Below are 20,388 nucleotides of genomic sequence, written 5' to 3'. Positions count from 1 at the left end.
GTAGGTTTAAAATTTAAATTATAAACCAAAATAGAATCCCCTTCGTTTAAATTTTACAAAAAAACGCTCCATATAACGTATACATCATAACGCATTATAAATAGAAAGATTCATGCAAAATTCACAAGAAGGAGAACTTAACACAGTAAAATACTGGTTATGATACCGATTAAAATCAAGAAATATAGCTTTGTTATACAACGCTTTATCACATTGAACCATGATTTTATACAATTCATTGTAGATAAAAGAAGTAGCAATAGAAAATGTTCCTATTTCCCATACAGGAATGGCATGATCCTTGATCCTTTCTATGTCCCAAAAATGATCAATAAATACAGCTGAAGCAGTGGTATTGAAAACTTTTCTGGCTTCAATACAATTGAGGCAAACCGTTCCTTTACGACTATTCATCAAAGGCCCTAATAAGAGACCATTCTCGTACAATTCTACAAATAAAAAATCAGAAGACGACATTTGTTGCCATGCACTAATATGTCGAATAGTCGTTGTATTGTAGAAATAAGGCCCAACAAGAAGTGTCAATGCTACTGGATGTTCCGAAATTTGAAACTTAGGTTGTTCCTCTAGTGATAAATTATAAATAGTTGATACCTTAATTTGTTCTGGTAAGCCTGCAATAAATGTGTGTAACAAGGTCAAATCCGTTCCAAATTCACCAATAATATCTAAATACAAAGGCGTGTTCAATTTTGTATCAGTGGTTATAAATTGGTGCAGCGTTAACCAAGACCGCAACTCTTCTACTCTATTTTGCTGTAAAATAGAAGTATCTGAAAGAGGTAAATATGGCGGAATAGGCAGTTGTTCTTGTGCTAATCTCAGAACAGTAATTATATCGGAAGTATCTTTACCTGTAATCTTTTTAATAGAATTAGAATCAGACAATAAGATATATTCCGTAGGATGAGTTTGAATAATTTTCCATTTTTTCTGTTTCATAAAAACATAGATTAAAAACTAGTTATACCAAGCGTTTAAAATTTATTTTACTAATTTGAATTACTAACTGTAACAAGCGTAAACATCTATTTCTTGGGACATTGTTATCCCCGAAGATGGAACATCTTTCGCCTCAATTATAAGTTCTACTTGTTTCATTTGTGCTAAAATTTAATTGATTAAATAAAAACCTAGTTTTAAGACATTAGTTATGGGTCTTAGACTGTTCCTTGATCAAGAGACTAGCTAAAGATTAATCTTTTAATTGTTATTTTTGACGATGAACCAACCATACAGCATAATCAATCTAAAACAGAGCAAATACAGTTAATTGGTCGTACTAAATATTCTTTTTTAAGTGTAAGAAAATATCAAAGATTGCTCCGATTGGGAGATTAAATAACTACAACGTGCAAGATATATCCGCAACTTGAGTAGTTGAGCAAGTCTATTTGATATAGAATAGAAAACTGCCTATTGACAGTAACCGCTATGTATATTGGTAAAAATGGGAGAAATTAATTGCTTTTACCGTAGCGATAAAATAAAAATAAGCAAAAAAGAGATACGATTCCCTAGTAATCCTTTGAAATACTTGATATTATAACGAAAAAATATAAAACAAATTGATTCGCGAATGTAATTTTTTTTAAAAATAATGGATATGTAATTAACTAAGTATCCTTATCCATTTGATTCGTCTCTAAATCGATATTTTTTAATCAGAAAATATGCTCCACTTAAAATTAAGAGTGCATAACAAACTAAATCTGCATGACTATAACTAAAAAAATCAAACAAATTCAATACAAGTCCCATAGTGGTTACAAGTATTAATCCTTTAACTAATTTATCCATTTTAATAAAATTTGAAATTAATTTCCCCTTTATCTGAAATAACTTCGATTGCAAGAACTCAGCTAAATTCTTACTGTTCTAGTACTAAAAAACATTCCGTTAATTTTTAATTCTATATCAACAAAAAACATTCCACTTTTAAAAACTTCTTTCAAAACCAATCCCCTGATTAATATAGTTTTACAAAAATTAAAACAAATAACTCGAACAAAATACAACACAAATCAGAAAAACGTTATGATTAAGTAAAAACAACCTATAAAATGAAATTATTTTATTTTATTACTCAAAATAAAACAAGCGATAAAAAATTTTCATTTTCTTTTTTTTTATTATGAAATGAGAAAAAAAGAGTGGTAAACCACAAAGTAAACCTCTCAAATCGTGTAGCTTTCTTATTTAGCTGTTAATTCTGCTCTGATTTCTTCGTTTTATTTGATTTTTGTAATTTTACACGATCAAATGAAGCATCCTATGAGCAAAGATTTAGAAACCATTGCCGATTATTACAAAGAGAGATCTTCGTCTTCGCTCTCTCAGAATTATGCGTTTAGTATCAACGAATACAAGACTGGGACTTCACACTTCAATATTAATATGCGCAAGTATTGTAGTTTTACAACGCCGTATAATCGCCGTGATTTTTATAAAGTAGGGCTAATTATTGGCCGTGGGGAATTACATTATGGTTCACATTCCATTACGATTGACCGACCTGCTTTGTTTTTACCTTGTCCAACAACTCCGTACTCTTGGACGTGTATTGAAAAAAAACAAGAAGGGTATTTTTGCTTATTCAATTACGAATTTTTCACAGAAAACAGAAATCTAGAATCCTTTAAAAAGACGTCTTTATTCAAAGAATGGGGAAAGCCCTTAATCTTTTTAACTCCCGCCCAATTGGATATTGCTCATACCTATTTTCAACAAATGTATATCATGGCACAGTCGGATTACCCCTTAAAATACGAGGTAATTCGAAACCTATTAGCCTTGTTACTTCATCAAGCTTTACAGCTTAAAGTAGAGGATATTTCTCTCGATGAGCAGAGTGCATCCATGCGTCTATTTCGCCTGTTTGACCAGCTATTGAACAAACAATTCCCCCTAGATTCACCTGCTTATCCGCTGGCATTACGCCGTCCTATTGATTATGCCAATAAACTCAATGTACATGTGAATCACTTGAATTCATCCATCAAATCTGCTACAGGAAAAACGACCTCTCAACATATTACAGATCGCATTTTATTAGAAGCGAAAAATCTACTCATCAATACTGATTGGGATATTGCACAAGTGGGCTATACCCTTGGTTTTGATCAACCGTCTCATTTTACGCATTTCTTTAAAAAACACGTGGAACAAACTCCTTTACAATTTAGAAACCACAATTAAAATTCTTTGATTTATACAATTATACCTTTGTCTTTTTTAAGGTAGCTGCTGCGTTGTTCTTTTACTTTTGTGTCCATAAAACAACAATTCACTTTATGCTTAGAGAAGCTACAAACCAAAGAAAAAAGCTAGCCACTATTCTGGCTTTTAGTTCAATTCCCCTATCTGGATTTGTAACGGACATCTACTTACCTTCCTTTCCTTCTATGGCGAATGATCTAGCCATTACAGAAAAGGAAGTACAACTTACTTTAACCTGTTATTTATTGAGTTATGGTATATCACAGCTCTTCGTTGGTAGTGTTCTCGATAGTATTGGACGTTATAAACCCCGTTTAATTGCGCTGCTTTTTATTGCTTTATCCAGTACGTTAATCGCCATTACTAATGATATTTTCTTGATTTGCCTGTTGCGCATTGTGCAAGGAATTGCTATTTCCATTTTAGTTGTGGCAACCCGAGCCATTTTCATGGACATTTATGAAGAAAAACAACGCATTCATTACCTGAGTTATTTCACCGTCGTTTGGTCCTGTGGTCCAATCCTCGCTCCTTTCTTAGGAGGATACCTCGATGCTATGTTTTCTTGGCATGCGAATTTTTATTTTCTTTCAATTTACGCTGTAGTGCTCTTCATTTTAGATCTAGTCATCAGTGGTGAAAGTATTCCAGAAAAGAAAAAATTCAATTTAAGCCAGACCCTTCAAGTGTACAAAACCATGTTGAGCAACCAAAACTTCATTATGGGAATCTTCATTCTTGGAATGAGTTATTCCATCGTGATGATTTTCAATATTGCAGGTCCCTTTTTAATTGAAAACACCTTCAATCAAAATTCCATTGTCATTGGTTACTGTACCTTACTCTTGGGATTTTCTTGGATGTTAGGAGGACTTATTGGAAAAAGAAGGATGCACCTCTCATTTGAGCAACGCACCACACAACCCATCTATATTCAGTTAATTTTATCCCTTGTTTTATTAGGAGTGAGCTATTATATTGAAAACTTATACCTTTTAATGGTTGGTTTATTTTTCATCCACATTTGTTCAGGTACGTTATTCAACAATTTTTTCACCTCTACGATGTTAGCCTTTCCCAATAATTCAGGAACAGCAGGAGGATTGATGGGCGGATTGACCTATGTCATTACCTCTCTAACTAGCTTCATCATTTCATCGTCTGGAGCTATTAATACTCAATTTCAATTAAGTACGCGTTATACGGCACTGATTATTTGTCTTTTATTCTTGATTTTATACATCGTACAACTCAATAAAAAAACACACTAGTCAGACCTAAAAAAAGAAGTCAATTTCCATCGAAATATGTACCTTTGCCGCCGCTTCCCTCAGCTTGAAGGAAGCGGTTTTATCATCTAAATAATTTGTATTACCTATTATGGGACTAAACAATAAGTTTCTAGGTTTTTCAGCAGCTATCTTTGCTGCTGCACTTTGGGGTGTATCAGGAGCATTTGCTCAATTCTTATTCAATGAGAAAAATTTCAACGCCGAATGGCTGGTGACTGTTCGCCTTTTAATTTCAGGTAGCATTATGCTTTCATTAGGCATCCTCAAAGGTGATAAAGATGTATGGCATATCTGGAAAAATAAAAAATATGCCTCTCAATTGGTTGTTTTTAGTTTTTTGGGCATGCTATTAGTTCAATACTCCTATTTTATTACCATTTTTCACTCGAACGCGGCAACAGCCACCGTACTTCAGTATATTGGCCCTGTTTTTATTGCCATTTACTTAGCTCTTCGCTTGAGAAAATGGCCTAAGCCTATTGAAATATTAGCGATTGGTTTAGCGATGTTAGGTACCTTTTTATTGGTTACACATGGAGATATTAATAGTTTAACCATTACCCCTACAGCGTTGATTTGGGGAATTATCTCTGCGATTGCGCTGGCAGCTTATACAATTTTACCCGTGCATTTATTGAAAGAATACAGTCCTATTGTCATCATTGGATGGAGTATGTTAATTGCAGGTACAGGAATGGCCCTTGTCTATCCCCCTACGCATTTTCCTGGAATATGGGATATGGAAACGTTTTGGGCAGTTGCATTTATCATCCTATTTGGTACGTTGATTTCTTTCTATATTTTCTTGGATGCCATCAACAATATTGGTCCACAACGCGCTAGTTTACTCGCTTGTGCAGAACCTTTATCCGCAACGTTAATTGCCGTTTTTTACTTCGGTGTTCAATTTGAATTTCTAGATTGGTTAGGAAGTAGTTGTATTATTTTCACCATCTTACTATTGACGAAAATAAAGAAAAAGGAAATTCCAGAAAATTAACGCCAATAGCGTTTAAGCAACATAATAAAACGCTGTTGGATTAAAAACACCCACGGCGTTTTAAAAATTAAAACCCCACCACAGATCAAGATAAATCCTACGCGAACAACTAAAGTAAGCCAATAGCTGTGATTGAGAACTGGAATATAAAACCCGATCCCCAACACCAATAACATACAAAGGAATAACTTACCAAATTGCACGTCAAAAGGCCATAATTTCATTTTGAGATAGATGTAAATCACCTTTCCTACATTAAATAAGGTTAAACTAAGCAAGGAAGCTAATCCAACACCAAAAATCCCATAATCCGTTTGGGTTAGAAACCAAAGATTCATACCTACATTCAGCACCATTAAAAACAAAATGGAAATTAAATTAAAACGGTAGTATTTGGAATAGGAAATAATCTCTGAATTAAATCCTGTCGACATATTGATTACCCCATTGACGCCTAATAAATAGATAATTGGAATAGAAGGTGCCAATTTATCATAAGTGGGCAATACGCGAAACAAAGGATCAATCCCTACAGCTACACAAGAGAACAATAACATTCCGATAAAAAACATGACACGGGCTACCTCTTTGTATTTCTCATTGAGCTTTTTAAGCTGTACATTTTTAATCAAATCTGAGATAACAGGCGCGTACAACGCAAAGACTCCTGTAGCGGGAATTGCTAAGGTTGAGGCTAAAGTTACCCCAATATTATAGGTTCCATTCGCCTCATAAGAAATAAAATACGGAATCATCAACGAGTCCACGCGAAACGCAAAAAAAGAACCAAAACTACCCGCAAAGGCAAATAAACTATAGGCGTAATAGTCCCTTTTCTTTACCTTATCGAATAAGTCATCGTACTTTTTACTAAGGTGATAAGGATATAACTTATAAATATAGATCCCTATTACAGCGGTGATTAACCCATAACTCACAATATACAAAACCAAACCTTGATCGATTGTCGTTGTTGTATACAATGCTAACAAAAAGATACTGGGTAATGTTGTTTTGGGAATAATCTTCTCAAAGAAGGTCGGAAAGGATATCTTTTGCAAGTTTGTTGCTTGTCTGCGAAATAGCTCAATATAAGCCATTGCAATAGCCAGTGGAAAGGCGAAAGCTACATATTTAAACGAGGCATCTGCATAAAAGAATCGGATAACAACCAGAGAAATTCCAACCCAACCAGCCAATTTTGCTAAAGAAATCAAGCTATAACTAAAGAGTTTATGCTGTAATTTTTCTGTCAATTGAGGATAAAAATTAATCAATGCATGGGTGCTCCCCAAAACAATAATAGGGTACATGATTTGGGCGCAGGCATCCACAAAACGAATAATTCCCAACATTTCTTTGTCTTGCGGATAGATTAAAATCGTTGAAACAACGCCAATCAATACGCCTAAATAATTAATTAACGTAAATAAAAAAGCTTGTTTGGTTGAAATACCATTCCCCATTGTACTTGTTTCCTTGATTCGTATCTACAAATATACTGGCTATTCGATGCTTAACTACATTTTTTTATATTTTTGTGTGATTGCATGCTAAAAGATTTCATTTTAGAAAAAGCTGCAGTTGTAAATATCCTATTTCATGAAGTATATCGTTATTATTCCCGCTTACAATGAAGCCTCTTATATTGCAAAAACCCTGCAAAGTTTAGCGGCTCAAACCTTACTTCCTGAATGGGTGCTTGTGGTCAATGATAACTCCACAGACCAAACAGCATCCCTTGTAGAATCATTTACTACACAATATCCTTGGTTACACTTAAGCACGAAATCATCCGCTGCAATTCATTTACCTGGAAGTAAAGTGGTCCAAGCCTTCAATTATGGTTTATCCCTTCTACCTGAATCGATAGCGTATGATATCATCGTAAAATTGGATGCTGATTTAATTCTTCCGTCTGATTATTTTGCTTCCATTGTATCTGCTTTTATGGGCAATCCCAAACTCGGTATGGCCGGAGGTATCGCATTAATCGAAAAGAACAACAATTGGGTTGTTGAGAATTTAACGGATAAAGACCATATTCGCGGGGCATTCAAAGCCTATCGAAAGGCGTGTTTTCAGCAAATTGGTGGACTCAAACCAGCGATGGGATGGGATACGGTTGATGAATTACTCTGCCGATATTATCATTGGGAAATTCTTGTGCGCCAAGATTTACAAATCAAACACCTCAAACCAACAGGAGCTCAATACGACCAAACGGCTCGTTATAAACAAGGGGAAGCCTTTTACCGCTTACACTATGGTTTATTGATTACACTCATTGCTAGTTTAAAATTGGCTTCCAAAAAGGGAAAACCATTGTTGTTTCTCGATTACATCAAAGGGTATTTTAAAGCAAAAGCAAAGCAAGAACCCTATTTAGTCACAGAAGAACAAGGAAAATTTATTCGTCAATACCGTTGGGCTAAAATAAAGTCCAAGTTGTTTTAGTAGATTTTTGACCTTATAAACCTAAAAACTCATTTGTAATTGGTAATTTAGCCGATATTTATTTTTTATGATAAAAACTGGATTAACAAATATTGGTCAGTACTTTATTATGCTAAAAGAAATTTTTAGCAAAATGACTAAGTGGAAAGTAATGAAGGAGCTCATATTCAAAGAAATAGACGATTTAATCATTGGTTCTTTGGGTATTGTGTGCTTTTTATCTTTTTTCGTTGGAGGTGTTGTTGCCATTCAGACAGCCTTAAACTTAACCAATCCTTTAATTCCTAAATATCTTATTGGATTTGCAACCAGACAATCGGTTATCTTAGAATTTGCCCCTACGTTCATCTCCATCATTATGGCGGGAAAAATGGGATCTTTTATCACATCGAGTATTGGTACCATGCGTGTTACGGAACAAATTGACGCCTTAGAGGTAATGGGAGTTAGTTCATTGAACTACCTCGTTTTCCCTAAAATGGTCGCTGTTTTGTTATATCCTTTCGTTATTGGTATCAGTATGTTCTTAGGTGTTTTAGGTGGATGGTTCGGTGGTGTTATGGGTAACTTTGTGTCTTCGGAGCAATTTATCACTGGATTACAAGATAGTTTTATTCCGTTTCACATTACGTATGCGTTTATCAAAACAACTCTTTTTGGTTTCTTATTAGCGACTATTCCTTCTTACTTCGGATACTACATGAAAGGTGGTGCATTAGAAGTAGGAAAAGCAAGTACCACTGCTTTCGTATGGACGAGTGTGGCGATTATCCTAACAAACTATATATTAACCTCTCTCCTTTTAAGTAATTAGCAAGATGATTGAAGTAACAAACATAGAAAAGTCTTTTAATGGCAATAAGGTTTTGAAGGGAATTACCACGACGTTTGAAACAGGAAAAACCAATTTAATCATAGGACAAAGTGGTTCAGGAAAAACGGTTTTCTTGAAAACACTTTTAGGTATTCACGCACATGACAACGGACAGATTCTATTTGATGGAAGGGATTATGCCGATATGAATAAACATCAACGCCGTGATTTGCGTACGGAAATTGGAATGGTATTTCAAGGAAGTGCTCTTTTTGATTCCATGACAGTGGAAGAAAATATTGCTTTCCCTTTGCGCATGTTTACCAACAAAAGCGATAAAGAAATCATGCATCGTGTAAATGAGGTAATTGATCGCGTCAAATTAATCAATGCCAATAAAAAGAAACCTTCGGAAATATCTGGAGGAATGCAAAAAAGGGTAGCCATTGCACGTGCAATCGTAAACAACCCTAAATATTTATTTTGTGACGAACCAAACTCTGGATTAGATCCAAAAACAGCAATCGTTATTGACAACTTGATCCAAGAAATCACCCACGAATACGATATTACGACTGTAATTAATACACACGATATGAACTCGGTGTTGGAAATTGGAGAACACATCGTATTCTTAAAGAATGGTGTATTGGCTTGGTCTGGAAATAATAAAGAGATTATCCAAACAGACAATGAAGATGTCGTGGATTTCGTTTACTCTTCTGAACTTTTTCAGATGGTTCGAGATGCAATGCGACACATTGGATCTTCTAAATAAGTGAAAAGAAATAAAAATTGGGTGAAGTTTAACCCTAACCTTATTTCTTCCTTGATAAAAAACGAAAGGTTTGCAGCTGCAAGCCTTTCGTTTTTTTATTTTTCATTGGTTCTTCTTCTATCAATAATCCCCTTATACACAAAGGCGAATACCATTTGCCCCTACCCTCATTTTCCCTTTTCCGTTCTTGTTTTAGATTAAGTAATTTTCATTTGTAATGAGGTAACTTTGAGTATAAAATAAAAAGGATATGAAAACAAAAAATATTGAACAAATCGCAGCACCAAGACCTGCACATTTTGTAGGAGATGGTTTTAGAGTACACAATTTTATTCCAGGTGTTCCAGGAATGAGTATGCAACGCATGGATCCCTTCATTATGTTTGACTACAACTCCAAATACCACTTTGGACCGAGTGAAATTCCAAGAGGGGTTGGTGTCCATCCACATAAAGGTTTTGAGACCGTAACAATCGCTTATAAAGGACGTGTTGAACACGGTGATAGCAGCGGTGGTGGTGGAATCATTGGAGAAGGTGATGTACAATGGATGACAGCTGCATCTGGTGTTTTACACAAAGAGTTTCACGAAACAGAATGGAGTAAAACAGGAGGTGAATTTCAGATGGTTCAATTGTGGGTTAATCTTCCTGCTGAAGCAAAAAAAGGACAACCACAATACCAAGCGATAGAAAATGCACAAATGCCCCATTATACACTTGTAGATGAACAAGGATTTATCGAAGTAATCGCAGGTGAATATCAGGGAGTAAAAGGCCCTGCTACAACCTTTACTCCCATCCACATGTCTAACTTAAAAGCAAAAACAGGTGCACAGGTTACTTATGAATTCCCTACTACCTATAACACTTTGTTGTTAGTATTAGAAGGAAGTATTAAAGTAAACGGATCGGATGTACAACAAGATCACGTTGCTGTTATGGCACATGATGGAGAACAATTCACTGTAGAAGTAACAGCAGATGCTGTTGTATTAGTTTTGGCAGGCCTTCCAATCAAAGAACCTATCGCGCATTATGGCCCATTTGTAATGAATACCCAAGAAGAATTACTACAAGCTTTTGACGATTTCAACACAGGGAAATTCGGAACCTGGAATTAATTCATAACGAAAAGGTGTTGCTGAGCAGCACCTTTTTTTGTGTATTTTATTTTCTCATTTTGTGAATTCTCCTAATTTTGCAAATAAAAACTATGCGCAAAAGAATCGCAACAATGAGCCTACTTCTGGGTCTATTTCTTGGTTTATGCTTGGCATGTACTTCCAAAAATACAGTAGAAGCAGAACAGCCCGTTACCCATACAACAAGCGTAGAAAACAAGGAAACAACACAAGTTGAAATCAAAACAGAGGAACAGGAAGAATTGAAACTAAACGGTACGAATCCTGAATTATACGCGGCTTCAGAAGAAACAATGCTGAATATGCTCAATGAACCTGATCAACAGCGTTTGCAAAAAGCAATTCAAATTGTATCAAATAAAATCGCTGAAACTGTTGATTTATATACGGAAGATGATGAAATTAATTTTGATGAATGGCATGCCGTTTATTGTGAAAAAGTAAATGGACTAACCTTTACGGGTATCCTCCAACTAGCGGAACAATTATTGGTAGAAACGAAACAGCGTACACAAGCTAGTTTGAAAGAAGAGATAGCGGATCTGAAAGCCAACCCGACAGACGACCAGGAAGAGTCTTTGTCATTTTTGCAAGAAGAACTTAAAAAAACAAAGAATTTACCTACAACCATTGACACTTATGTGTATAATGAGGAATGCTTTCTCTAAAAACAGAAATCATTTAACTATTTTTTTATAATTTACAATCCATTATAAAAACGATCAAATCAGAATTGATGATTTTTTTCTTTTTTATTTGTTAATAAATTAGTTTTTACTTATATTTGATTTATAGATTTAACCTAAAAAGGTATTTACCTCGTTAAATCTTCCTTCTCGCTGTGTTTTTAACAAGAGAAATAAAGCAAAAAGAAATCCCTTAGGGATAAAAGATAAGTTGAAAAAAGAAAAGTGATGTTGTTAAGTGTAAAAAAGAGTTCCCAATTTTTAGGAACTCTTTTTCATTTTATATCATTTATGCTAATAAACCAGCTCTTCGCAATAAAGCTTCTGGTGTTGGTTCTTGTCCTCTAAACTTTATATATAAGGTCATCGGATGATCTGTTCCTCCTTGTGATAATACATGGTCTTTAAATGCGGTAGCTACTTCTTTATTAAAAATCCCCTTTTCTTTGAAGTACGCAAATGCATCTGCGTCTAAAACTTCTGCCCATTTGTAGCTATAGTATCCCGAAGAATACCCTCCTTGGAAAATATGCGAAAAAGAAGTACTCATTGCATTTTCTGCCACATCTGGGTATTGTTGAGTCGCTTTAAACTGCTCTACTTCGAATGCTTTTAAATTTGTGATTTTAGTCGGATCCTGTCCATGCCATCCCATATCAAGCAAACCAAAACTCAATTGTCGTACCGTTGCCATTCCCTCTAAGAAAGAAGCACTTTCTTTGATTTTCTCTACGAATTCCATCGGAATCAATTCTCCTGTTTGATAATGTTTTGCAAACAAGGCCAAAGTTTCTTTTTCGTAGCACCAGTTCTCTAAAATCTGACTTGGTAATTCTACGAAATCCCAATATACATTTGTTCCTGATAAAGACGGATAGGTTGTATTAGCAAGCATCCCGTGTAACGCATGACCAAATTCATGGAACAAAGTTGTCACTTCATTAAACGTCAATAAAGACGGCTTAGTTGCTGTTGGTTTGGTGAAATTACACACAATGGAAATATGCGGTCTCTCATTGACCCCTTGTTTGATGTACTGATTTTTGAACGACGTCATCCAAGCTCCGTTGCGCTTTCCTTTACGCGGAAAGAAATCAGTATAAAAAACAGCGACAAATTCTCCTTCTTCATTGGTAACTTCAAACGTACGCACCTCATCGTGGTATTTTTCAATATCAAAAACCTCTGTAAAAATAAGTCCATACAGTTTATTGGCTACTTGAAAAGCACCATCTAATACATTTTCTAATTGAAAATAAGGTTTTAAGATTTCATCATCTAAATTAAAACGCTCTTGTTTTAATTTTTCTGCATAATAGCTCCCATCCCATTTTTCTAAATGATCAAGCCCATCTAATTGTTTCGCAAAAGCTGTTAACTCTTCAAATTCTTTATCCGCAGCAGGTTTTGCTTTTAATAATAAGTCTTCTAAAAAAGTATTCACCTTCATTGGCGATTGTGCCATACGCTCCTCTAATACAAAATCAGCATGGGTGGCATACCCTAAAATAGTAGCGCGTTCATGTCTTAATTTTGCGATGGTTAACACATGCGTTTCATTGTTAAATTCATTTGCTTTAAAGGCTTTTGTTCCCGCTGCGATTGCCAATTCTTTACGCAATGCTCTATTTTCTGCATACGTCATAAACGGAATATAACTTGGATAATCCAATGTAAAAATCCATCCAGTTTTATTTTCTTGTTTAGCTAATGCTTGTGCTTCCTCAATCGCTCCTTCTGGCAATCCTTTTAAATCCGCTTCATCTGTAATATGCAACTGATAATTATGCGTCTCTGCCAATACATTTTCTCCAAATTTTAAAGAAGTCGTCGCTAATTCTGCATCAATTGCTCGTACTCTGTTCTTTTCCTCTTCTGAAAGTAGCGCTCCATTGCGTACAAAGTTCTTGTAATTCTTGATCAATAAGGTTTGTTGTTCCGTAGTCAATTCCAACTGATTCAATTGTTCATAAACGGCTTTAACGCGCAAAAACAATTGTTCATTCAACAAAATATCGTTGCCTAATTCAGCAAGTAAAGGCGCTACTTCCTGTGCGATTTGTTGCATCTCATCATTGGTTTCAGCAGAATTTAAGTTGAAGAAGATACTCGCTAAAATATCCAACTCCATACCAGAGAATGCCAATGCTTCTATTGTATTTTCAAATGTTGGGAGTTCCGGATTTGAAGTAATCGCTTCGATATCAGCTTTTGACTGTGCAATAGCTTGATCGAATGCAGGTTTATAATCCGTAATTTTTATCTGTGAAAAAGGTGCTGTACCGTATTTTGTTGTAAATGGTTTACTAAAAATAGTCATCGTAATCTAATTTTTGTTTGTTCTATAAATTTACAAATTAATTAAGTGCTAGAACATAAGAAGTCTAGTCTTAACATCCTCTTACCATAAAAAAAGGGCTCTTATAGTAAGAGCCCTTTTGTATGGAATAAGCTAAAATTATGCTTGTACGTCCTCTTGTGTTGGCTGAACTGGTAAGTCCGCTTTCGTCAAGAATGAAGTTATTTCTGCATCCATTTCAGCAATTGTTTTCTTAAACAATTCGAATGCTTCAAACTTATAAATCAACAAAGGATCTTTTTGTTCGTGAACAGCTAACTGAACAGATTGTTTCAATTCGTCCATTTTTCTAAGGTGTTTCTTCCACGCCTCATCTAAAATTGACAATACAACATTCTTTTCAAAATCGTCAATTAGACTCATTCCTTGTGTGCTGTATGCTGTTTCTAAGTTTGTCACGACGTTCATTGTTTTCATACCATCTGTAAATGGAACAACAATACGCTCGAAATTATTATCTTGATTCTCGTATACGTTTTTAATTACCTTGAATGCTTCAGCAGCACTGCGCTGTCCTTTTTCGCGGTAAGAAGTAAACGCTTTATCGTATAATCTATTTGCTAACGTAACAACATCATCTTTATTGAATTGATCTTCTGTCACAACATCGTTAATACCGAAGTTGCGGATCATATCCATATCTAAGTTTTTGAAGTCATTCGCCAATTTGTTTGTTTCGCTAATACGCTCACATAAATCGTACATCATATTTGCGATATCCACTTTTAGACGATCTCCAAACAACGCGTGTTTTCTACGTTTGTAAATTACCTCACGTTGTGCATTCATCACGTCATCATATTCTAATAAACGCTTACGAATACCGAAGTTGTTCTCTTCTACTTTTTTCTGTGCTCTTTCGATTGATTTGGTCATCATCGAATGTTGGATCACTTCTCCTTCTTCTAATCCCATTCTATCCATAATCTTCGCTACACGCTCTGATCCGAATAAACGCATTAGGTTATCTTCTAATGATACATAGAATTGAGAACTTCCTGGATCTCCTTGACGTCCTGCACGACCTCTTAACTGACGGTCAACACGTCTTGAATCATGACGCTCTGTACCAATAATTGCTAAACCTCCCTTGTCTTTTACTTCTTGAGAAAGTTTAATATCCGTACCACGACCAGCCATGTTAGTTGCAATTGTTACAATACCTGGTTTTCCAGCTTCTTCAACAATTTGAGCCTCTTGTTTGTGTAATTTCGCATTCAATACGTTGTGTTGAATACCACGCATTTTTAACGATCTACTCAATAACTCAGAAATCTCAACTGAAGTAGTACCAATTAATACAGGACGACCTGCTTGTGATAATTCTACTACATCATCAATAACTGCTTTATATTTTTCACGTACTGAACGGAAAATTTTATCTTCTTTATCTTTACGAGCAATTCCTCTGTTTGTTGGAATTTCAACTACGTCTAATTTATAGATTTGCAAGAACTCTCCTGCTTCTGTAATAGCCGTACCAGTCATACCTCCCAATTTCTTGTACATACGGAAGTAGTTCTGTAACGTAATCGTTGCAAATGTTTGTGTAGCTGCTTCGATTTTTACGTTTTCTTTCGCCTCGATCGCTTGGTGTAATCCGTCTGAATAACGACGTCCATCCATGATACGACCAGTTTGCTCATCTACGATTAAAATCTTATTGTCGATTACAACATATTCTGTATCTTTTTCAAACACAGTATAAGCTTTCAACAACTGATTTAACGTGTGAATACGCTCGCTCTTTACTCCAAAGTCTTGGAATAAACGCTCTTTTGCAACGGCTTCTTCTTCTCTTGATAAATTTTGGCTTTCAATACGAGCTACTTCAGTTCCGATATCTGGTAATACGAAGAAATGCTCATCTGTATCTTGTGATAAGAATTTGATTCCATTATCTGTCAATTGCACTTGATTGTTTTTCTCTTCAATCACGAAGTACAAAGCCTCATCCACTTTATGCATTTCTCTATTGTTGTCCTGCATGTAGTGGTTTTCTGTTTTTTGAAGCAATTGTTTTACCCCTTCTTCACTTAAGAATTTAATTAGGGCTTTATTTTTAGGTAAGCTTCGGTATGCTCTTAACAATAAGAATCCACCTTCTTTTGTATTTCCTTCGCGGATTAATTTTTTTGCATCTGCCAAGAAGTTATTCGCTAATTTACGTTGGATTTCAACTAGGTTAGCTACTTTTGGTTTTAGCTCATTAAACTCGTGACGATCACCTTGAGGAACTGGTCCAGAAATAATCAATGGCGTTCTAGCGTCATCCACTAATACTGAATCGACCTCATCGACAATAGCATAGTTGTGAACGCGTTGCACTAATTCTTCTGGCGTATGTGCCATATTATCTCTCAAGTAGTCGAAACCAAATTCATTATTTGTTCCGTACGTGATATCAGCTGCATAAGCCGCTCTTCTTCCTGGAGAGTTTGGTTGGTGGTTATCGATACAATCTACTGTCATACCGTGGAACTCAAATAAAGGTGCTTTCCACTGACTATCCCTTTTAGCAAGGTAGTCATTCACGGTAACTAAGTGTACTCCGTTTCCAGTTAATGCATTTAGGTATAAAGGCAAGGTTGCAACTAATGTTTTACCTTCCCCTGTTTGCATCTCTGCAATTTTACCTTGGTGTAATACGATACCCCCGATTAACTGAACATCGTAGTGAATCATATCCCAAGTTACTTCCTTACCTGCAGCAGACCATTTATTTGCCCAACTTGCTTTTCCGTCAGCAATGCTAACATACGGCTTGTTTTGTGCAAATTCCATGTCTTTTTCTGAAGCTGATACCACAACCGTTTCGTTTTCTTTGAAACGCTTTGCTGTTTCTTTCACAACTGCAAAAGCTTCTGGTAAGATGTCCATCAATACTTTTTCAGTATTGTCGTACGCTTCTTTTTCTAAGCTATCAATACTTGCGTAGATTGCTTCTCTTTTATCGATATCTTGAGTCTTCTCGATTTCTTCTTTGTACGAAGCAATCTTAGCATCTTGACCGGCTCTAGATTGTTGAATTTTCTCTTTAAAATAGATAGTCTTCGCTCTTAATTCGTCATTTGACAAACCAGATAAAGACGATTCATACGTTTTAATTTTTTCAATTAGAGGTTTTATTTCTTTGATATCTCGTTCAGATTTATCGCCGACAAAAACCTTTAATATGGTATTTATAAGACTCATAAGTTTATATATTTTTACTCTTTTTTACTTGCTAAAATAAACAAAAAAAAGCCTTGAAGAAGGCTTTTTTCTATATTAATACTCATCCTCGTTCCAAAGATAATCTTCGTCCGTAGGATAGTCTGGCCAAATTTCTTCCATAGATTCATAGATTTCTCCTTCATCTTCGATGGATTGTAAATTTTCTACTACTTCAAGGGGTGCGCCTGTTCTAATAGCATAATCTATTAACTCATCTTTAGTAGCAGGCCATGGAGCATCACTTAAATAAGATGCCAATTCTAATGTCCAATACATCTCTTAACCTTTTTTAAATTTTATTGCAAAAATAAATTTTATTATGAAATAAGCAAGCTTTTTTCATAGTATTTCACTAATATTAAAGAACGTCCTGCTTAATCACAACAAAAAACGACTGATTTTACTGGGTTATTTCAACTTTTCAGGTATCCATTTAATCTCATCCGCTTGTAAATCAAAAGTCAACTTTCGTGCCAATACAAATAGATAGTCAGAAAGTCGGTTTAAGTACATCAAAACTTCGGGTTCTACGGGTTCTTCTTGATCCAATTGTACTGACAAACGCTCTGATCTACGACAAACACAACGTGCAATATGACAGAATGACACCGTCGTATGTCCGCCAGGCAGAATAAAATGTGTCATAGGAGCTAAATTTTCCTCCATTCGATCAATTTCATCTTCTAAAAAAACGAGGGTATCGGGTGTAATTTTAGGGATATTCAATCGCTCTTTGCCATTTTTCAACATGGCCTTTTCTGGATCTGTCGCTAAAATAGCCCCTACCGTAAACAAGTGATGCTGAATAGCAAGTAAGGTTTGCTTTTCCAGTGCTGGAATTTCCTGATCGCGAATCAATCCGATATAGGAATTTAATTCATCTACCGTTCCATACGCTTCTATTCGCACATGATTTTTGGGTACTCGTGTACCGCCAAATAAAGCTGTAGTACCTTGATCACCCGTTTTAGTATATATTTTCATCGTTGCCTTTGTAATCTGTCTTGTTTTGTTGAAGCAAAGTACAATACTTTAGGCAGAATCCAATCGTTTCTTTTTATTTTATTCGTTCATCACTTTCGATTATCCCATCGCGCAAACGAATAATACGATGCGCGTGTTCGGCAATATCTTCTTCATGCGTAACGAGGATAACAGTATTGCCTTTGCGGTGAATTTCATCAAACAACCCCATGATTTCAATGGATGTTTTAGTATCTAAATTTCCTGTAGGTTCATCCGCTAGAATAATAGAGGGATTATTAACCAATGCACGCGCAACTGCCACACGTTGTCTTTGTCCTCCTGATAATTGATTGGGATGGTGATCCATGCGGTCTCCTAATCCCACCATATGCAATACATCAGAAGCCCTTTGGTTGCGTTCTTCTTTTGATTTTCCAGCATAAATCATAGGTAAAGCTACATTGTCTAAAGCCGTGGTACGTGGCATAAGGTTAAAGGTTTGAAAGACGAAACCAATGTCTTTGTTTCGAATTTCTGCCAATTGATCATCGTCTAATCGACTGACATCCTTCCCATTTAAGCTGTAATACCCAGAAGTTGGGGTATCCAGACAGCCTAAAATATTCATCAAGGTCGATTTACCCGATCCAGAAGGTCCCATCAGCGCGACGTAATCTCCTCTTTCAATTTGCAAATCCACGCCTTTTAAAACCTTTACCGTTTCCGATCCCATTTTAAAATCACGCTTAATTGCTTTAATATCAATAATTAACTCTTTAGACATAATGCTCGTATTTCTTTCTTATAAGTGTCCCAATCAGTCCATTTGTTACACGCGAAGCAAACGGAATACGCGATCTGGTTGTAAACGCAGTTTAAAATGCTGCTTTAACTGCTCTTTACGCTTAAAAGCAACTCCAAAATAATAGAAATCTAAAGTTACAATCATTTCGTTAGATGCTACCACCTCTTGCCAATATTTTTCAATCGATTCAACCTTGCTTCTGCGATCAATTATCCAAATCGAATCATTGTGCATGGCTGACGCAACTTCTTCTAAAGCAGGCCATGAAATCGCTTCCCTTCCTTGAAAGAGTATACAGTCGTAAAGATGTATTGGATGCGCATGATAGGATTCGACCAAAATAGCTGTTCTCATTTCCTTTGGGCGTTCACCATTCAATGTAGCCAATTGTTGTGGGGTATAGTAAGTCAACAACCGATCGATGAACTGATTTTTTCTCGATAGTCCCTTCCAACGAATATCAGCAGGGTAAAGTCCACGAGTCAATAAATTAAACACAAAAGGCGAATGAATGCCGTGTTCATTATAAGCAGAAAACCAGAATTGGAGGTAATCGAAAATCATGTGTACTGTTGTTGTTTGTAGTAGTAGAAAATCTTACCCTACAGGTGTAGGACAAAGGTAATGCTTGTTTTATTATATTGATAAAACAAATCCAATAACTAACATTTTTTGATATAAAATATCCTTCAAAAATTAGTACTGTATTTAATGAGGCTCAAACAGATGATAAGATATTCAAAAACTTTATCATTGAAGGAAGTGCTCCTTGGAGTGTTTCTGTTAAAACTAATTTAGCTAAGACATCATTAACACCTAAAACTTTAAAAGATAAGGAAAGCAGGTATTTTGCTTATTTAAAAGGTAATGAACAAATAGAGAATTTTAATGGAAATGCTCTAGGAATGGGAACTTTCCAAAGTAATAATTCTGATACTTTATTCTTTAAAAAAGTTTCAGAGCTTACAAATGTTGGGAATCAACTATTTAAATTAGATGGAGATCAATCACTTTTAATTAGAAATATAATTGATAAACCTCTATTCGATTTGATGTCAACCTAGTGGACAATTATAATGGGTTCTTTATCCTATCTAGCAGAAACGCTAGAATTGATGGAGGAGAAATACGCGGTTATTATGCGGATATAGAAATGATAAATAATGATGATAAGCCAATTGAATTATTTGCTATTAACTCCAATATCGTAAAAAGTTATGTTTAATGCTCGTGTTTTAAAAAAAGAAGATGACCTAGAATTAGTTTCTTGGTGGACCTGGTGGAGGTTTCCTCCTCCTTTGCAGGAAATGTTGCCTAACAATGGAACCTGCGGAATTATGCTTTCAAAAGAAGGTATTACTATCTGTGCAGGATTCATATACTATACTAATTCAAAAATGTGTTGGATTGAGTTTGTTGTGTCGAATCCAAACTATCGCGAATCGGATAGAAAAGAAGCTTTAGTTTCGCTTATCAATAAACTTGGAGAAATAGCTAAAAGCCAAGGTTACAAAGCAGCTTATACTAAGCTAAAAAACGCATCTTTAATCAATCACTTTGCAGATTTTCAATATATTAAAGGCTCTACAGAAACAACTGAGATGGTTAAGATATTGTAATAAAAAACCCCT

20 protein-coding genes are annotated in these 20,388 nt (G+C 35.4%); 11 read left to right on the top strand and 9 right to left on the bottom strand.

Annotated features, from left to right (window positions below):
* Nucleotides 1-84 precede the first annotated feature (84 nt).
* Both ACUTSE_RS06780 and ACUTSE_RS06775 read right to left on the bottom strand, forming a co-directional pair.
* Nucleotides 85-963 (bottom strand): hypothetical protein, encoded by an 879-nt coding sequence (locus ACUTSE_RS06780; protein WP_445639650.1) that lies wholly within the window; start codon nt 961-963, stop codon nt 85-87.
* 684 nt (nt 964-1,647) lie between these two features.
* The gene (locus ACUTSE_RS06775) at nt 1,648-1,821 is read right to left on the bottom strand and encodes a hypothetical protein (protein WP_445639649.1); all 174 of its coding nucleotides are present in this window, start codon (nt 1,819-1,821) and stop codon (nt 1,648-1,650) included.
* 474 nt (nt 1,822-2,295) lie between these two features.
* Between ACUTSE_RS06775 and ACUTSE_RS06770 the strand changes: the two genes are divergently transcribed.
* The 3 genes from ACUTSE_RS06770 to ACUTSE_RS06760 all read left to right on the top strand — a co-directional run bounded on the left by ACUTSE_RS06770 (nt 2,296) and on the right by ACUTSE_RS06760 (nt 5,532).
* Nucleotides 2,296-3,219 (top strand): helix-turn-helix domain-containing protein, encoded by a 924-nt coding sequence (locus ACUTSE_RS06770; protein WP_259189128.1) that lies wholly within the window; start codon nt 2,296-2,298, stop codon nt 3,217-3,219.
* Between the two features lie 95 nt (nt 3,220-3,314).
* Nucleotides 3,315-4,511, top strand: a complete 1,197-nt coding sequence (locus tag ACUTSE_RS06765) for an MFS transporter (protein WP_445639648.1) — start codon at nt 3,315-3,317, stop codon at nt 4,509-4,511.
* Between the two features lie 109 nt (nt 4,512-4,620).
* The gene (locus tag ACUTSE_RS06760) at nt 4,621-5,532 is read left to right on the top strand and encodes a DMT family transporter (RefSeq protein WP_002986925.1); all 912 of its coding nucleotides are present in this window, start codon (nt 4,621-4,623) and stop codon (nt 5,530-5,532) included.
* Here the strand turns inward: ACUTSE_RS06760 and ACUTSE_RS06755 are convergent.
* Nucleotides 5,529-6,998: a lipopolysaccharide biosynthesis protein gene (locus ACUTSE_RS06755; RefSeq protein ID WP_445639647.1), complete on the bottom strand. Its 1,470-nt coding sequence runs from the start codon at nt 6,996-6,998 to the stop codon at nt 5,529-5,531. The genes ACUTSE_RS06760 and ACUTSE_RS06755 overlap by 4 nt on opposite strands.
* 136 nt (nt 6,999-7,134) lie before the next feature.
* Here ACUTSE_RS06755 and ACUTSE_RS06750 point away from each other — a divergent pair, with 136 nt between their 5' ends.
* From ACUTSE_RS06750 to ACUTSE_RS06730, 5 genes are all read left to right on the top strand, one after another.
* On the top strand, nt 7,135-7,989 hold the full coding sequence (locus ACUTSE_RS06750) for a glycosyltransferase family 2 protein (protein ID WP_445639646.1): 855 nt from the start codon (nt 7,135-7,137) through the stop codon (nt 7,987-7,989).
* A 67-nt stretch (nt 7,990-8,056) separates the two neighbouring features.
* Complete coding sequence (locus ACUTSE_RS06745) at nt 8,057-8,803, top strand: MlaE family ABC transporter permease (RefSeq protein ID WP_002986928.1); 747 nt, start codon at nt 8,057-8,059, stop codon at nt 8,801-8,803.
* 4 nt (nt 8,804-8,807) lie between these two features.
* The gene (locus ACUTSE_RS06740) at nt 8,808-9,581 is read left to right on the top strand and encodes an ABC transporter ATP-binding protein (RefSeq protein WP_445639645.1); all 774 of its coding nucleotides are present in this window, start codon (nt 8,808-8,810) and stop codon (nt 9,579-9,581) included.
* Nucleotides 9,582-9,831: 250 nt separating this feature from the next.
* Nucleotides 9,832-10,704 carry a pirin family protein gene (locus ACUTSE_RS06735; protein ID WP_445639644.1) on the top strand — a complete coding sequence of 291 codons (873 nt, stop codon included), beginning with the start codon at nt 9,832-9,834 and terminating at the stop codon, nt 10,702-10,704.
* 92 nt (nt 10,705-10,796) lie between these two features.
* The gene (locus ACUTSE_RS06730; protein ID WP_445639643.1) at nt 10,797-11,393 is read left to right on the top strand and encodes a hypothetical protein; all 597 of its coding nucleotides are present in this window, start codon (nt 10,797-10,799) and stop codon (nt 11,391-11,393) included.
* Between the two features lie 307 nt (nt 11,394-11,700).
* On the opposite strand, the gene ACUTSE_RS06725 is transcribed toward ACUTSE_RS06730, so the two are convergent.
* The 6 genes from ACUTSE_RS06725 to ACUTSE_RS06700 form a co-directional block, all read right to left on the bottom strand.
* A complete protein-coding gene (locus ACUTSE_RS06725; protein ID WP_445639642.1) occupies nt 11,701-13,731 on the bottom strand; it encodes a M3 family metallopeptidase in 2,031 nt (676 codons plus the stop codon).
* Nucleotides 13,732-13,869: 138 nt separating this feature from the next.
* Nucleotides 13,870-16,965, bottom strand: a complete 3,096-nt coding sequence (secA, locus tag ACUTSE_RS06720) for a preprotein translocase subunit SecA (RefSeq protein ID WP_445639641.1) — start codon at nt 16,963-16,965, stop codon at nt 13,870-13,872.
* A 75-nt stretch (nt 16,966-17,040) separates the two neighbouring features.
* Complete coding sequence (locus ACUTSE_RS06715) at nt 17,041-17,262, bottom strand: DUF2795 domain-containing protein (protein ID WP_002986941.1); 222 nt, start codon at nt 17,260-17,262, stop codon at nt 17,041-17,043.
* 132 nt (nt 17,263-17,394) lie between these two features.
* Entirely contained in the window at nt 17,395-17,970 is a 576-nt protein-coding gene (locus ACUTSE_RS06710) for a cob(I)yrinic acid a,c-diamide adenosyltransferase (protein ID WP_445639640.1), read from the bottom strand.
* 73 nt (nt 17,971-18,043) lie between these two features.
* Nucleotides 18,044-18,736: an ABC transporter ATP-binding protein gene (locus tag ACUTSE_RS06705; protein WP_002986945.1), complete on the bottom strand. Its 693-nt coding sequence runs from the start codon at nt 18,734-18,736 to the stop codon at nt 18,044-18,046.
* 45 nt (nt 18,737-18,781) lie between these two features.
* Nucleotides 18,782-19,321 carry a hypothetical protein gene (locus ACUTSE_RS06700; protein ID WP_445639639.1) on the bottom strand — a complete coding sequence of 180 codons (540 nt, stop codon included), beginning with the start codon at nt 19,319-19,321 and terminating at the stop codon, nt 18,782-18,784.
* Between the two features lie 113 nt (nt 19,322-19,434).
* Between ACUTSE_RS06700 and ACUTSE_RS06695 the strand changes: the two genes are divergently transcribed.
* The 3 genes from ACUTSE_RS06695 to ACUTSE_RS06685 are packed head-to-tail and all read left to right on the top strand — an operon-like array spanning nt 19,435 to nt 20,376.
* A complete protein-coding gene (locus tag ACUTSE_RS06695; RefSeq protein WP_445639764.1) occupies nt 19,435-19,821 on the top strand; it encodes a hypothetical protein in 387 nt (128 codons plus the stop codon).
* Nucleotides 19,821-19,982 carry a hypothetical protein gene (locus ACUTSE_RS06690; protein ID WP_445639638.1) on the top strand — a complete coding sequence of 54 codons (162 nt, stop codon included), beginning with the start codon at nt 19,821-19,823 and terminating at the stop codon, nt 19,980-19,982. Before ACUTSE_RS06695 ends, ACUTSE_RS06690 begins: the two co-directional genes overlap by 1 nt.
* A complete protein-coding gene (locus ACUTSE_RS06685; protein WP_445639637.1) occupies nt 19,975-20,376 on the top strand; it encodes a hypothetical protein in 402 nt (133 codons plus the stop codon). The genes ACUTSE_RS06690 and ACUTSE_RS06685 overlap by 8 nt, the downstream gene beginning before the upstream one ends.
* The last annotated feature ends 12 nt before the right edge of the window (nt 20,377-20,388 follow it).

Source organism: Myroides sp. TSA_177.3 (assembly GCF_052691955.1).
The sequence above is the reverse complement of the archived record's forward strand: the minus strand, read 5'-3'. Positions and strand labels throughout refer to the sequence as shown.

Excerpts from the sequence above, each read along its gene's own strand:
- ACUTSE_RS06725 (WP_445639642.1), bottom strand. The coding sequence starts at position 13,731 with ATGACTATTTTTAGTAAACCATTTACAACAAAATACGGTACAGCACCT.
- ACUTSE_RS06740 (WP_445639645.1), top strand. The coding sequence starts at position 8,808 with ATGATTGAAGTAACAAACATAGAAAAGTCTTTTAATGGCAATAAGGTT.
- ACUTSE_RS06685 (WP_445639637.1), top strand. The coding sequence starts at position 19,975 with ATGTTTAATGCTCGTGTTTTAAAAAAAGAAGATGACCTAGAATTAGTT.
- ACUTSE_RS06715 (WP_002986941.1), bottom strand. The coding sequence starts at position 17,262 with ATGTATTGGACATTAGAATTGGCATCTTATTTAAGTGATGCTCCATGG.
- ACUTSE_RS06760 (WP_002986925.1), top strand. The coding sequence starts at position 4,621 with ATGGGACTAAACAATAAGTTTCTAGGTTTTTCAGCAGCTATCTTTGCT.
- ACUTSE_RS06735 (WP_445639644.1), top strand. The coding sequence starts at position 9,832 with ATGAAAACAAAAAATATTGAACAAATCGCAGCACCAAGACCTGCACAT.
- ACUTSE_RS06705 (WP_002986945.1), bottom strand. The coding sequence starts at position 18,736 with ATGTCTAAAGAGTTAATTATTGATATTAAAGCAATTAAGCGTGATTTT.
- secA (WP_445639641.1), bottom strand. The coding sequence starts at position 16,965 with ATGAGTCTTATAAATACCATATTAAAGGTTTTTGTCGGCGATAAATCT.
- ACUTSE_RS06775 (WP_445639649.1), bottom strand. The coding sequence starts at position 1,821 with ATGGATAAATTAGTTAAAGGATTAATACTTGTAACCACTATGGGACTT.
- ACUTSE_RS06745 (WP_002986928.1), top strand. The coding sequence starts at position 8,057 with ATGATAAAAACTGGATTAACAAATATTGGTCAGTACTTTATTATGCTA.
- ACUTSE_RS06755 (WP_445639647.1), bottom strand. The coding sequence starts at position 6,998 with ATGGGGAATGGTATTTCAACCAAACAAGCTTTTTTATTTACGTTAATT.
- ACUTSE_RS06710 (WP_445639640.1), bottom strand. The coding sequence starts at position 17,970 with ATGAAAATATATACTAAAACGGGTGATCAAGGTACTACAGCTTTATTT.
- ACUTSE_RS06765 (WP_445639648.1), top strand. The coding sequence starts at position 3,315 with ATGCTTAGAGAAGCTACAAACCAAAGAAAAAAGCTAGCCACTATTCTG.
- ACUTSE_RS06700 (WP_445639639.1), bottom strand. The coding sequence starts at position 19,321 with ATGATTTTCGATTACCTCCAATTCTGGTTTTCTGCTTATAATGAACAC.
- ACUTSE_RS06750 (WP_445639646.1), top strand. The coding sequence starts at position 7,135 with ATGAAGTATATCGTTATTATTCCCGCTTACAATGAAGCCTCTTATATT.
- ACUTSE_RS06780 (WP_445639650.1), bottom strand. The coding sequence starts at position 963 with ATGAAACAGAAAAAATGGAAAATTATTCAAACTCATCCTACGGAATAT.
- ACUTSE_RS06730 (WP_445639643.1), top strand. The coding sequence starts at position 10,797 with ATGCGCAAAAGAATCGCAACAATGAGCCTACTTCTGGGTCTATTTCTT.
- ACUTSE_RS06770 (WP_259189128.1), top strand. The coding sequence starts at position 2,296 with ATGAGCAAAGATTTAGAAACCATTGCCGATTATTACAAAGAGAGATCT.